Source organism: Pseudomonas sp. PDM28 (genome assembly GCF_019219115.1).
In the GTDB taxonomy this organism is placed as follows: domain Bacteria; phylum Pseudomonadota; class Gammaproteobacteria; order Pseudomonadales; family Pseudomonadaceae; genus Aquipseudomonas; species Aquipseudomonas laurylsulfatiphila.
On the sequence record NZ_JAHUWG010000001.1, the window covers coordinates 293,712 to 306,548 of the forward strand.

General features: G+C 58.2%; 8 protein-coding genes and 1 pseudogene. 2 read left to right on the plus strand and 7 right to left on the minus strand.

Annotation, left to right across the window (positions count from 1 at the left end):
* Position 1 precedes the first annotated feature (1 nt).
* From KW841_RS01360 to KW841_RS01370, 3 genes are read right to left on the minus strand one after another with little or no spacing between them, the layout of a single operon-like run.
* Positions 2–2,713 carry a putative virulence factor gene (locus KW841_RS01360; protein ID WP_218473137.1) on the minus strand — a complete coding sequence of 904 codons (2,712 nt, stop codon included), beginning with the start codon at positions 2,711–2,713 and terminating at the stop codon, positions 2–4.
* Positions 2,710–5,775 (minus strand): virulence factor SrfB, encoded by a 3,066-nt coding sequence (locus tag KW841_RS01365; protein ID WP_218473138.1) that lies wholly within the window; start codon positions 5,773–5,775, stop codon positions 2,710–2,712. The genes KW841_RS01360 and KW841_RS01365 overlap by 4 nt, the downstream gene beginning before the upstream one ends.
* 6 nt (positions 5,776–5,781) lie before the next feature.
* A complete protein-coding gene (locus tag KW841_RS01370) occupies positions 5,782–7,152 on the minus strand; it encodes an SrfA family protein (RefSeq protein WP_218473139.1) in 1,371 nt (456 codons plus the stop codon).
* Positions 7,153–7,417: 265 nt separating this feature from the next.
* Here KW841_RS01370 and KW841_RS01375 point away from each other — a divergent pair, with 265 nt between their 5' ends.
* Positions 7,418–8,629, plus strand: coding sequence for an aldose 1-epimerase family protein (locus tag KW841_RS01375; RefSeq protein WP_218473140.1), 1,212 nt, complete (start codon positions 7,418–7,420; stop codon positions 8,627–8,629).
* A gap of 6 nt (positions 8,630–8,635) precedes the next feature.
* Here the strand turns inward: KW841_RS01375 and KW841_RS01380 are convergent, their stop codons facing one another.
* From KW841_RS01380 to KW841_RS01390, 3 genes are all read right to left on the minus strand, one after another.
* Complete coding sequence (locus tag KW841_RS01380) at positions 8,636–10,129, minus strand: YifB family Mg chelatase-like AAA ATPase (protein ID WP_218473142.1); 1,494 nt, start codon at positions 10,127–10,129, stop codon at positions 8,636–8,638.
* A 221-nt stretch (positions 10,130–10,350) separates the two neighbouring features.
* A complete protein-coding gene (locus tag KW841_RS01385; protein WP_256357667.1) occupies positions 10,351–11,136 on the minus strand; it encodes a hypothetical protein in 786 nt (261 codons plus the stop codon).
* 102 nt (positions 11,137–11,238) lie between these two features.
* Complete coding sequence (locus KW841_RS01390) at positions 11,239–11,685, minus strand: hypothetical protein (RefSeq protein ID WP_218473143.1); 447 nt, start codon at positions 11,683–11,685, stop codon at positions 11,239–11,241.
* 465 nt (positions 11,686–12,150) lie between these two features.
* Between KW841_RS01390 and KW841_RS29540 the strand changes: the two are divergent.
* Positions 12,151–12,264, plus strand: a pseudogene (locus KW841_RS29540) (addiction module antidote protein, HigA family); the annotation flags it as partial.
* A gap of 29 nt (positions 12,265–12,293) precedes the next feature.
* Here KW841_RS29540 and KW841_RS01395 read toward each other — a convergent pair.
* The gene (locus KW841_RS01395; protein WP_218473144.1) at positions 12,294–12,815 is read right to left on the minus strand and encodes a Bro-N domain-containing protein; all 522 of its coding nucleotides are present in this window, start codon (positions 12,813–12,815) and stop codon (positions 12,294–12,296) included.
* Positions 12,816–12,837 lie beyond the last annotated feature (22 nt).

Consider the following 12,837-nt stretch of genomic DNA (forward strand, 5'->3'; position numbering starts at 1 on the left):
CTTATCTCGCTGTGAAGGCTGTGAGCACGTGGCCCAGCCGTTCGTTCTGTTCAGGGGTAATTTCACGTCCGGCACCATGGCCGGCATTGTCTTGCGTGATGTAGGCCAGGCCCGAGAGCCAGTCGCCGAGATACAGCTGTGCCTGATTGGCTGGTTGCGCCGGCAGCACCGGCACTTGTCCCGGGCCAATGTCGGCATAGAACGAAAACAAAGGCGCCTTGGCTCCGGCGCGGCTGTTTGGACGCTCGTTCACCGGCTTCTGGAGGTAGCCGAACCAGGATACGAAGTCACGCAGCACACGTTGCACTTCCAGTACCTGGCGCTCGACCAGTTGATCGCGTCGCGCGCCACTTTGTGCGCGCTTGAGGACGGCGCGGCTCAGTTGCCCCGGCAAGTCCTGGCGATAGCCGGCGGTTATCAGTTCATCGACCACCGCTTCCAGCAAGGCCTTTTCAAGCCCCAGCAGGTTGAGCAGGCTTTGCCGGGTGGTCAGTTCACGCAGGTGCGCGATCCAGGCCTTGAATGCCGCTTTGGCAAAGCGGTGCTCGTTGCTTTGCAGCTCGGGCGCCGGGGTGCCGGTTTTGCTGCTGATCGGCGCATCGTGGCTCAGGTCGTCACTGAAATCGAAATCGAAACCGGCGTCGTTGCCATATAGGCTCTGGCTCGGTGTCGGGGCAGCCGGTTCGTCGTTCACGACGGACTCGTCATCGGTTTCGTACACACCGCTGAGATACAGGTCGCGGACCTCTTCGCTCGGTATGTCGAGTTGATCGATCAACTCACCGAGCACCGCCGGACGACGGCCAAGGCCCGTCAGAATCATCTGCGACTTGGCTTTCTTGGCGGCTGCGGCGCCGTCGCCGTCGGCGTGGTACCAGGTGCTCAGGCCGTGGGTGGTCAGGCCTTCGAGGCATTCGCTCAATTGCTCGCGGATGCGCTGCAATTTGAATTCGATATTGGCCACGCCTTTGAAACTGCCGCTGAAGTGGCTGATGCCACCGTCATCGTTGCGCAGCATTTCTGCCCAGGCGTTGGCCGGGTTCTTGATGTGTTTGCACACCAGAGCGTTGCTGGCGAAGCTGGTGCCCAGCGCGCTGACACGTTCCTGATAGATGGCATTGAGGCCGGTTTCTGCGCCGGTCGCGTCTTGTCCGATGAACGCCGCGTCCATACGCGGTTTGCGCACCAGGTAGGTGTTCTGGAACGGTGTGCCGGCCCAGTCGTTCATCCAGCTCAGGCTGCCGAAGCGCTCCAGCATGGTCAGCTTGACCATACCGTTCCAGCTCTCGTCGTACTGATCGGGTGTCAGGCTGAGAGAGTTGGTAATGCGCAGGTCTAGCATGGTCAACGCCCAGATCAGACCGGTGTCGCGTTTGCTGCGCGCGGCTGAGTCGGCGCCCTGGGTCTTTTCGATCCAGCGGGTCAGCACCGGGCCCACGTCGTTGACGTCACTTTGCTTGGTCGTGCCTGTGCAGACCACCAGCGCGTTCATTTCCTGGTTGTCGGTGTAGCGTTCGAACAGATAGGCAACCTTGCCGCGCAGGATCAGCTGGGAAACCGAGTTGTCCTTGGCGGTGGATTGCGGGTCGTAGGAATCGGCGATCTCGTGCAGTTTCTGGCGTCCGCGATAACCGGGGAAGTCCAGCAAGTCGACCTGATTGACGATGTCATCCACCGGCGCTTCGATCAGGCGAAAGGTCATTTCGGCGGTCAGTGCCGCTAGTTGCGCGACGGGAATCGGCTGACTGTTTTGCAGGCGATCGCCCACCAGCGGTCGAACGTCGATCGGTAAATCCAGCGGGCTGCCGAAACGTTCGAGGATATCGACGTTCATGATGCTGTCGCGCTGGCTGTAGGTGTCGTTGTCGAAGCTCACCAGGGCCTTCAGCGGTGCGAACACCGTCTCGGGCAGGCCCAGCTTGTGCAACGCGCCTGCCAGTTGCTGGTACACGCGGGTCAACTCGCTTTGCTCACCCCAGAGGATGGAAAACAGCTCGGCCCGTTCCTGGTAATTCAGGCGTGGTACCAGTTGCAGCGCTTTGGGCCAGTACAGGGGCTCAAGTTTCTTTACCGAGTTGCGGAAATTGTCGCGCAGGTAATCCCACAGCGACACCAGATCGTCGGAATTGACCCCTGTTTGCAGCGGCCCGGTTTCGCGGCCTTCGAACGGTTTGAGCACGCGCTGGATGCGCTCTTCGTCGATCTCGTAGGAAATCCGTTCAAGGTCGAAATCCTTGAACCAGGCGTTGGCGAGAATCTTCGCCAGCTCGATTTCCTTGAACAGCGTGAGTTCTACCGGGAATTCCTTGTCCTGGCTTTCCGTCGCTCGACGGCTGAAGCGTGTTACCAGGCCAGTGGCTTCCTTGCCACCACCCACTGGGTTGATGTGCTTGATGAAGTCCAGGCGCTGGTCGCCGAACTCGGTTTCCAGCTTGCCGTTCTGACCGGCGGCGAGGGCCGAAATCAGGTACGACTTGCCGGCCTGGGACAAGCCGAAAAAGCCAATGGTCATCGGCGTGCAGGCCACGCGACCGAGGCTTTGGGCCAGGTTGCGGGCGCGGTGAAGGCGGATGTTCAGGTTGTCGGCTTCGCTGTCCAGGCGCGGCGCATTGCCGCGCGTCTGGCCAATCCAGTCCAGCGCCTGACCGGCGCCTTCATAAACAGCGGCCCAACTGGCAGAGAGCTGAATTTGATCGGGGGTCAGATCGTTCATTTGCGTTTCACACTTCCACTGTCGAGCCAGTACTTGGTCTCGCTCAGGCCGGCGTCGAGCATGGTGTTGAGTTCCAGTTCGAGGTCGCTGCGCGGGTTGAAGTTGACGTTGTTGCTGTTGGATTCGATGTCGCGAACCGAGAGACGGTCGCTGACCAGATCCTGCTTGCGCGTGTATTTGTCCGCCGGTTTGACCTCGAACCGCACCTTGAGCAGCGGCGCGCTGCCGTTTTCACCGATCGCGCGGGAAAACTTCTCCCGACCAGCCTTGGTGAACCGCAAGGTATACAGCGGCGAGGCGGCCCAGCGGTCGGTGGCCAACTGGCGGAAACCGAGGCGCAGATCGCCGCGCATTTCCAGCTGTGGCGTGTCTGCGGCATCGCCAACGCCGATTTCCGGCAGTTTGATTTTGTAGTCTTCGGACTGGATGTCGCGGTACAGCACGTCCGCATCCTTGATCACGTTGTTCAGGTCGATGACGCCGATGTGCTTGACCGTCGAATAAGGCTTGAGTGCCGAAGCACGGAAGTAGAAGTTCGGTACGCTGTGGTTGGCGCACAACAGGCAGAGCATGGCGCCGACCGAGGCGGTGCTTTTCGGGTCGTCGATCCGGCCGTTCTTGTGAAACGGATACCAGCCGCCGGTGCGGTAGTTTTGCAGCGCCAGAATGCGTCCCGGTGGCAGTGGCAACACCTTGCGAATGAACGCCTGGATGCCGGGCAGGCGCGAAGGGCGGCCGGTCAGCAGCAAGACATCGCACGGGTACTGCGCGGCCACCTCACACAGCGCACCAAGGATCTTGGTGATGTTGATCTGGTCGTTGAGGAAGGCGGCGTGGAGCTTTTGCAGGTCGAAGCTGATTGGTGCCGCATACAGGTCGAAACCACTCTGACCGCCGACATCCCGGCGCACGGCAGCATTGACGTAGTCAAGCACGCTCTTGCTGATCGCGTTGTCACCGAGCAATTGGCGGTAGCTTTGCGGGGTGACTTCTTGTGGGACCTGCGGATCGTAATGCTCGTACGCCTTGAGCAGCGCCAGGCCCAGCGGTGCGAACACCTGCAGGTTCAATTGTTGACGCAGGATCATGTCCTGGGCGCTGACCGATTCATCGCCACACAGCCTTGACATCAGCGAGTCCGGGGCTTTCACGCCAGCGTTCTGCAAGGCCTTCTCGAAACTTGGCAGGATGAAGTCCTGAATCACGTCCAGCAAGATGTCGTCGCCGGCCACTTTGAAGCCATCGCGAAAACGCTGCTCGGGCACGATGTGCACGTTGCTGCCGCTGCCGGTATTTCCCGCACGGTCGAGGCGATAGTCGGTGATCACCAGGTCGGTGGTGCCGCCGCCGATGTCGATGGTCGCAAGGGTGATGCGTTGGCGGTCGGTCTTGTCCGGCCGGGCGATGGTGTCAAAAAACTCTTCCGGGTGACCGGCGAAGTTCTCGTTGACCTCGGTGTACAGGTACACCAACTGGCCGCAGGACGCTTCGTCCCATTCCACGCGGATACTCGGGATCGGCGTGCGAGGGCTGACGGCCTGATCCTGATGTGGATCTTCCTCGCCGGCATGCCAGCCGAGGCTTTTCCACACCAGGCCGATGGCTTGCAGCATGCGTTCGTTGAGGATGCTGCGCTCGGCCTGCGGCATGCCCGGCGGCACGGTCAGGGTAATGCTGTTGAGTTGGCGCGGCACGCGGGTGTGCCCCTGGCGCGAGCGCTGGGCCGGGCTGTTGATTTGCGACAGCGCCTGGGCCAGCACTTCGGCGAGCATGAAGGTCATCAGCGAGCTGCGTGAGTAACGCGGCATGAATACCGGCAGGCGATCGTCCTCTTCGAGGCTGTAAAGCGCCTCGCCGGTTTCGTTGATCAGATGCGAGAACGGCGCGGCGGTGGCGTACGGCTCGTTGTCGGTCTTGATGTACGAGCAGTTGAAACGCCAGCCGTGGCCATAGGCGTTTTCGTCCCACAGATAGCGTTTCGGGCTGGACAGGCCGGTGGAGCCTTCGGTACCGCGACGACGGCTGGCCAGACGGCTGGCCTCATTGCCGACACGGGCAATCGTTGCCCATTGGAACGCGTCGTGACGGCCGCTCTTGACCGAGCAGTGGTCCTTGCCGAAGTACGCCTGGGCGAATTCCACGCGGCTTTCGAACGGCAGGTTGTAGGTGTGTTCGGGGGTGATCAAGTCGCGCAGTTCCAGCACGTAGTTCTGCTTCAGCCCGGAGCCGGCCTGGCCGTGGTTTTCGATCAGGATGCCGCAGGTGCGCGAGTTGCCGACATCCAGCACCAGGTCCACCGGAATCGGTTTGACCAGGCCATTACTGTCGTTGGCGACCACTTTCAGCTCGGGGATTTCAACTTTCGCCCGGGCCGTCGACTGCTGGGCGGCTGACGGCGTGCTCAACAGGCTGAGCAAGTTGAGGTAGTGCGCCAGGTGATAGCTGGCGCGAATATCGGTGTCCAACTCTGCGCGCGAACGGTGGGCATTGCCCTCGTTGAACACTTCCAGCAACCATTCGTTGACCCACGGCTGCGCCAGGAACCAGCGGGTTTCGCTGGCCTTTGTCGCCAGTTTGAAAGACACACCGGAGCTGATGTCTTCTTCGTTTGGTGCCAGATAAGCAGTGCCGTCACGCTTGGGCATCACGCGGCTGTCGAAGGCCATTGTCAGGCGGTGGGTGTTGCCGTCGATGTCGGGTGTCGCCAGTTTCACCAGACGCATGCGCGACCAGTTGGTCGGACCTTCATCGAAGCGATGAGGCGGCATGAAGCGGAAAAACGGGGTCGGCAGCCAGATACCGTCGAGCAATTCGAGGCTGCTTTTCATGTCGATGCTGAACGCAGGTTTGGCTTTTTCAACCTTTTCCGGTTCGGGCTCGTAGAAAAAGAAGTCTTTCTCTTCGTTGTACGCCAGGCGGCAGATCAGCCCGCTGATCATCGGTGCGAATTCGCCCGCCGGTTCCTTGCGGGGATCCAGGCGCAGTGCGAAATCCATGAACTGGATGCCGGTGTCGCAGACCAGCGTGACGGTGTCTTCGAATTGAGTGACTTCAGGCAACATGTCGGGTTATTCCGTTTTTTCGGCCGCTTGCCGCATGGACATGGGGAATTGTTCTTTTCCGTAACCGCCAGTGCAGTCCGCGACCGTGGTCGCCCCTGGGCGGCAGTTGACCTTGGGCATGTCGTAAGTGCTGCCATCTCCGCACACGGCCTGGCCTTGGCTGTCGATGGCCAGGCTGCCACCCTTCATGGTAGCGCTTACCGGTCCGCTGCATTTGGAACCGTCGGCCTGGTGTACGGTGACTTTGCCCTTACCGTCCTTGAGCTGGTATTCCAGACGCAGAGGTTTGCCGGTCCGGCGGTCTTGTATCCCGGCGCCTGCGTTGTACTGACCGTCGAGGAACTTGGCGGCACCGTCGGCGGCGTCTGGCGGGATGCTCAGGGGAGGGCCGGCTTTTGTGGCTGCGGATTTTTCGGCCTCGGGCGATGTGACATCCGGCGGCGCGGTTTTGTTTTCGGGTGGCGCGGTTCTGTTTTCGGCTGCCGGGTCTTTAGCTGGGTCTTTGCTCAAGTCGGCGGGTGCTGCGTCAGCCTCGTTACCCTCGACGGCCGGCGATTCCACGCCTTGGGCTCCGGTCACAGCGGTGCCCGTTCCAGTGGTGGAGCCTATAACGGAGCCTGTCACCGGAATGCCATTGAGCGTCGTGACATTGCCAGTCAGTGGCGGCTCTTCCAGCTGTTTCTCCACCGGTACGACGCCCTTGGGCAGCAGGTCTACCGCCACCAACGGAATCGGGACGCAACCGCGCAGGCCGAGCAACAGCCACAAAAGCAGCAGCAGGAGCGGCAGCAACAACAGCCACCACCAGCGCCGCCACCACGGACGGGCCACCACCGGCACGACGGGTGGAACAGCAGGCGCTTCGACTACGGGTGGCAGCGGCGGAACCTGATAGAGGCAGTGCAGGGGATCGCGATTGAGGTCGGTACCGGCGTGCTCGAACCCCCAAAAGGTCAGCACCGGTTTGCCTTGCACCAGGTAGACGAAGTTTTCGTCGGGGATATGAATGACGCGCTTGAGCAACTTGCCGAACACGGCTTTATCGCCTTGCTGCTGTTCGCCGGAATCAGTGCCCAGGAAACGCTGGCTTAATTCCTCGAGTGCGATCTTCAGGGCTTCAAGTTGGCGGCGGGCAGGGGCGCGTTCTTCTTCGGTCGCACTGCTCCACGGAATCACATCGCCGTCGAGGGCGCTGTACCAATCGATCTGATTGCCGAGTTCATCGCTTTGAGGGATGGCCAGATGATCGACCAAATCGGGGTTCTTGCGGCGAATGGCTTCGCGCAATTGCAGGGCTGCCCGGTAGACCGGTTGACCTGTTTCGCCGAGGGCAGTGAATGACCCGCTCTTACCGCTGCGTAATAGTGCCCCGCGCATTCAAACTCCATACGATCCGTTGCGCAAAAATGACAGACAAAACTGTCTGTACCTGCTCCTGCAGTTAGCGGGCGATCTTAATATCATCATGACATCGCCATCAATCTGCCGGAGGTTCAAACCTTATGAGACTAACGTAAGCACGCGGAGGTTGCATAAGGTCAATTTTAATTGGCTTGGGAAGGCTTGGGTGTAAGCTTTTTTAAGCTGATGAATCGTTTCATCAGCGCTATAAAAAATGCAAACTCCAAGAACGGCTTTCCCCATGATCTCGCTCAAACTCCTCGTCGCTCTTGGCGCGCTGTCCGCCTCCCACGCCATGGCCTGGGATTACGTCCTTCTCGCCACCGACAAAGCCGCCCGGAACTGGCAGATCACCAGCCAGCAACTCGGCATAAAAACCGACAAACCCTTCAGCGTTACCCTGCGCACCTTGCACGGCGGTCGGCAGGAGGGCGTCAGCATCGTCGACATCGATAACGGCACGATGAAACTCTCGGTAGTGCCGACTCGCGGAATGAACGTCTTGCAGGCCTCGGTCGGCAATGTGCGCATGGGCTGGGATTCGCCGGTCAAGGAAGTGGTCAATCCGTCCTTCATCGAACTCAATGGCCGCGGTGGTCTGGGCTGGTTGGAAGGTTTCAATGAACTGGTCACCCGCTGCGGATACGAATGGGTCGGCCACCCGGGCGTCGACAACGGCGAACTGCTGACCCTGCACGGTCGCGCCGCCAATATCCCCGCGAACAGAGTCACCCTGCACATCGATGAAAAACCGCCATACGCCATCACCCTGCGCGGCGAGCTGAAAGAGCAGGCGTTCAAGAAAGTCGACTTCTCCGTCGCGACCGAACTGGTCACCGAGCCCGGCAGCGTAGTGTTCGCCCTCAACGACACCCTGACCAATAACGGCGACTATCCGAAGGAATATCAGGCGCTGTACCACAGCAACTTCAGCACCCCGTTCCTGGAACAGGGCGCCCGGTTCGCCGCGCCGGTGAAACAGGTGTCGCCGTTCAACGACAAGGCCAAGGGTGATCTGCCCGACTGGCAAACGTACCGCGCACCGACCAGGGACTACGACGAAACGGTTTACAACGTGGTGCCCTATGCCGATGCCAAGGGCGATACATTGACCGTGTTGCATAACAAGGCCGGCAGCCTGGGCGTTTCGGTCGGCTTCAACACTCAGACACTGCCCGTGTTTTCCCTATGGAAAAACACCGACACCCAAGGCCAGGGCTATGTCACGGGGCTGGAGCCAGGGACAAGTTTTTCCTACAACCGCCGTTATCAACGGCCACTGAACCTGGTACCGACAATTGGGCCCAAGGAACACAAGCAGTTCCGCATCAGCTACAGCTTGTTGGCGGATAAGGCGGCTGTGGACAAGGCCTTGAAGCAGGTGAGCGAGATTCAGGGCGGGCGGGAAACTGAGATGCGGCAGACGCCGTTGGTTGATCTCACCAAGGGGTGACGCTGACTAGAGTGTTGTCGGCCGATATTGCAGCGCTTCGGCCAGGTGTTCACGGGTGATACCATCGACTTGCTCAAGGTCCGCCAAGGTGCGAGCAACCTTGAGCAGCCGATGGGCCGCTCGCAGTGACAAGGTCAGCCGTTCACACGCCGTTTCCAACCAGTTTTCGTCAACTGTGGATAACTTGCAGTGTCTGCGCAGGCCCGGCAAATCGAGGAACGCATTGGCACAGCCTTGGCGCTTTTGTTGCTGTTCTCGTGCATCGGCAACCAACCTGGCGGCGGTCGCAGTATCGTCGTCGGGATTCAACGCAGGATTTAACGCCGTGGCTTCGCGTGCAACCGTAAGGTGCAGATCGATACGATCCAGCAGCGGCCCCGACAGTTTGTTGCGATAGCGCTGCACCATGTCCGGCGTACAGGAACAGCGGCCGCTCGGTTCGCCGAGATATCCACAGGGGCAGGGATTCATCGCTGCGACCAGTTGAAAGCGCGCCGGGAAGCGTACGCGGTCCTTGGCGCGGGAAATCACTATGTGGCCGGACTCCAGTGGCTCTCTCAATACCTCCAATACCTTGCGATCAAATTCCGGGAGCTCATCGAGGAACAGTACACCGTGGTGGGCGAGGGTGATTTCGCCCGGTTGTGGTTTCGAGCCACCACCCACCAGTGCCGGGCCGGAGGCAGAGTGATGGGGTTGGCGAAACGGTCGTTGCGGCCAATGACTCAATGGCACACAACTGGCGACTGATAGAATTGCCGCAACTTCCAGCGCTTCGCTCTCGGCCAGTGGCGGTAACAACCCCGGCAGACGACTCGCCAACAACGTTTTCCCCGTCCCCGGCGGTCCGCTGAACAGCAGGTTATGAGCTCCCGCCGCCGCAATCAGCAGCGCACGCTTGGCCGCCAGCTGCCCTTGCACTTCATTCAGGTCGGGATACGGTTTTCTGGCGCAGAGCAGTCCATCGGAAGCATAAGGCTCGATCGGTGTATGCCCGTTGAAGTGCGCGACGGCCTCCAGCAAATGGTCAACAGCAATCACTTTCAGTCCCGACGCCAGGCACGCTTCCTCAGCGTTCGCCCGTGGCACCATCAGCCAGCGCCCGGCCTTGCGCGCCGCCAACGCCGCCGGCAACACCCCTCGAACTGCCCGTACCGCTCCTGACAGGGCCAGCTCCCCCAAACACTCCACGTCATCCAGTGTCAGCGTCGGCACCTGCACACTGGCCGAGAGAATCCCCAGGGCAATCGCCAGGTCGAAGCGCCCGCCATCCTTGGGCAAATCAGCGGGCGCCAGATTCAGCGTGATCCGCCGCGCCGGAAATTGCAGCCCCGAATTGATGATCGCACTGCGCACCCGATCCTTGCTTTCCTTCACCGCCGCCTCGGGCAGGCCGACCATGGTCAGGGATGGCAGGCCGTTGGCCAGATGAACTTCTACGGTGACGGCGGGTGCCTCCACGCCGATCTGGGCGCGGCTGTGGACGATGGAGAGGGACATGGGCGTTCCTTGAGCTGACGTTGGACCGCTTCCTGCGGTTGTGTGAAGGGTAGTCGGGCAGCGAAGTATTGGCGGTGCAGAGTGAGTAAGGAATGTTCGCAGGATGTTGCGAGAGTGCGACGGGCAAAGTATGTGCCTCTGTGGCGAAGGGGGTAAGCTCCCTCGCCGCAGCTATTGCAATGCTCGAGTGGATTGAAAAGTTGTTGACTAGTTTGAGCGGTTTATTTTGAATGTTTCGTGTTGACAAATAAACTGCTGCTGACCGTCAGCACCTCACTTACGAAATTTTCGATATCCAGCTTGTTTTTGCCTTCTGCAGTATGCGTGAAATAGTTGAAGTCCAAATCAATCCACTCCTGCAGTTTTGTTTTATAGTTGTCGGGATACTGTGCTTGCTCCACCAAGGGGAGTTCCTTGTAATGATCAAGGACGCTTTGGAAGAATTTGGTGAGTTTTCCGGTGCTGTTATATTCATATTCTGCTTCGGCCACCACTTTCTGTCGCCATGCAAATTCTTGTTTGGCTGATTCTTCCAATGCTGCCCGTCTTTCATTGACAGTAAAGGTGCCGCTGTCATCGTAAGTAATTAAAGCAAGTTGATCCCTGGGCATGCCCGAAAATGGATTTTTGCCGAGCCCGCTTGTATACTTTGTCGCACTTTTGGCGCGCGCTAATAATTCGGAATTATCTGTGTCGGGAACTTCTGAGTCGTGTTTTGCTTTGTTGGCAGTATAATGAGTGCCCTCCAATTCGTTGAATGTATTATTAGCCATCGAACTCAGTTCCGTTCTGGTCAGGCGTGCATCCCGCGCCTGTGCTCGTACTGAGGCTTCGCTCAATTGGCTCGCTAGCGTGGAAACGGTACTGCTATCTCGTGCGTTGCCAAGTGGGCCTTGGGATGTGCTTTGGTACACACCTGGGTTTTTGCCGGGAGTCGCTGTCAATTTTTTTGTTCCAGCCGGTGCTTGGCTGCTGCTAGTTGCAAAGTTGTTTAGCGAATTAACCATTTTTTGCCACTCCCTGTTCGAGGACTCAAATATGATAGGCTGCCTAACGGCTGTTGATGCTTTAGCAAAATCTTACAAGCCAATTAAGGCTCGCTAAACGCTTTACTTCATTGTGATTACTACTGACCAGGCATAGGTGGACGGATTTGTTTTAGTTACCTTTATGGTGCAGGTCGCCCCGCCACTGGGCGTGGCCGTATTTCTCCACTTTGGAATTTTACTTGCGCCAAAGCCAGGGGTAGTCACAAATGTCGCTAAATAAATACATTCCTTATTACCGATTTGATATCGTAAATTAGCATGGTTGTAATTAGGTGATATCTGGCTTTGTATGTCGTACGTATCCGAGTCATTTGCAGTCACGGACGTTTGTGGAGCAGGGGATGCGTTTGCTTTTGTTATAGCTTCGTTGTTAGTTATGGGGGTGTACGTAGCAATCTGTGTTCCAAGATTCTTGAATGTAACTGTTACAGGTGGCCCAGCTACAGCTGAATTTATGTGGGATATAGTCATCGCGAAAGCCGCAATTAAAGACCTGGAAATTTTCATGGGTGTTGCTCCTTGTGGTGTTGTAATAGCATTCCATTTAAAAAGTTGTGCTCATCACAAACTATGATCTAAGCCATGTAACATGGACTTAAATTTTTTCAAGCGGATTGGCGAACCGGAGCCTGCGGAAATACTGGCAGGTCCGAAGGTCTTCCATGCACGTCCATAATTCGAAAAAGGAATAAATCACTGGTTCGAACTTGGTCACGGTGCGTCGGGTGCTGTTCGAGTACCCAAACCCGATGCTGTCTAATCAGCTGGGAGTGAGCTTAGGAATCGGAGCTTTGCTGCGCAATCGGACGGCGAATGAGATCTTCGTAGGAAGTTGCCGGTATTCTTGCGGGCTTGAATACCGCAGCCTGCGGCAATTCCTACAGGTCAATCTGAAGGTCGTTTCGACTTTATCGCGAGCAGTCTCGCCCCCACGTAGATCTTCGAACTCCACCGGGTATTTGCCTGGAAGTGTTGAATGTGTCGACACCTACGGTGAACGACATCGTGCTCCAGCGTCGGGGTGTCAGTGCTGATATGGCTCAAAAGTTATCAATCTGTCTGGACACTACTCCGGAATTTTGGCTGACCCCCCACGCCAAAGCGTGGGGTTTTACTCAAACTGCGTGAAGCATCTTCGCGGCTCTTTTCCACCAAGGCGCACTGATAACAGGCTTTGAAGTCTCCTGATCAGGCAGCATCTGCGGAACATCCTGCAACCGAATCCACGGCTGGTTATTCCAGTGCAGCAAGCTCAACGACATTTCCGGCCAGTTGAGCAGGCTCAGTTGTGGGCGTTCGGTTGTGGTGGGGTGTTGGGTGTCTCGCAGGGCGGGGACGACTTCGTGGGTGAGCCATTCACGCAAGGCTCGGTATTCGGGGCAGTAGTGGTAGACGAGCATGGCGTAGACACCGGATTCGCTGATCAGCAGGGTGTTTTCGATGTGACCGCGGATGAGGGTTTTGGTGGTTTGGTATTGGTCGGGATCTAGTTTTCGGAGTTGGCGGTCGTTGAGGTGGATGCGTAGTAGTCGGCCTAGGTCGCGGGCGCTGAACCAGGGTTGGTTTTGCAGGAGGAGGGCGTGGAGGTGGAGTTTGTGGCGGGTGAAGATGTGGGGGGTTAGGTAGTTATCGTCCATAGAGCAGTATCCAAGTTCGCTT

Excerpts from the sequence above, each read along its gene's own strand:
- KW841_RS01375 (WP_218473140.1), top strand. The coding sequence starts at position 7,418 with ATGATCTCGCTCAAACTCCTCGTCGCTCTTGGCGCGCTGTCCGCCTCC.
- KW841_RS01365 (WP_218473138.1), bottom strand. The coding sequence starts at position 5,775 with ATGTTGCCTGAAGTCACTCAATTCGAAGACACCGTCACGCTGGTCTGC.
- KW841_RS01370 (WP_218473139.1), bottom strand. The coding sequence starts at position 7,152 with ATGCGCGGGGCACTATTACGCAGCGGTAAGAGCGGGTCATTCACTGCC.
- KW841_RS01380 (WP_218473142.1), bottom strand. The coding sequence starts at position 10,129 with ATGTCCCTCTCCATCGTCCACAGCCGCGCCCAGATCGGCGTGGAGGCA.
- KW841_RS01360 (WP_218473137.1), bottom strand. The coding sequence starts at position 2,713 with ATGAACGATCTGACCCCCGATCAAATTCAGCTCTCTGCCAGTTGGGCC.
- KW841_RS01385 (WP_256357667.1), bottom strand. The coding sequence starts at position 11,136 with ATGGTTAATTCGCTAAACAACTTTGCAACTAGCAGCAGCCAAGCACCG.
- KW841_RS01390 (WP_218473143.1), bottom strand. The coding sequence starts at position 11,685 with ATGAAAATTTCCAGGTCTTTAATTGCGGCTTTCGCGATGACTATATCC.
- KW841_RS01395 (WP_218473144.1), bottom strand. The coding sequence starts at position 12,815 with ATGGACGATAACTACCTAACCCCCCACATCTTCACCCGCCACAAACTC.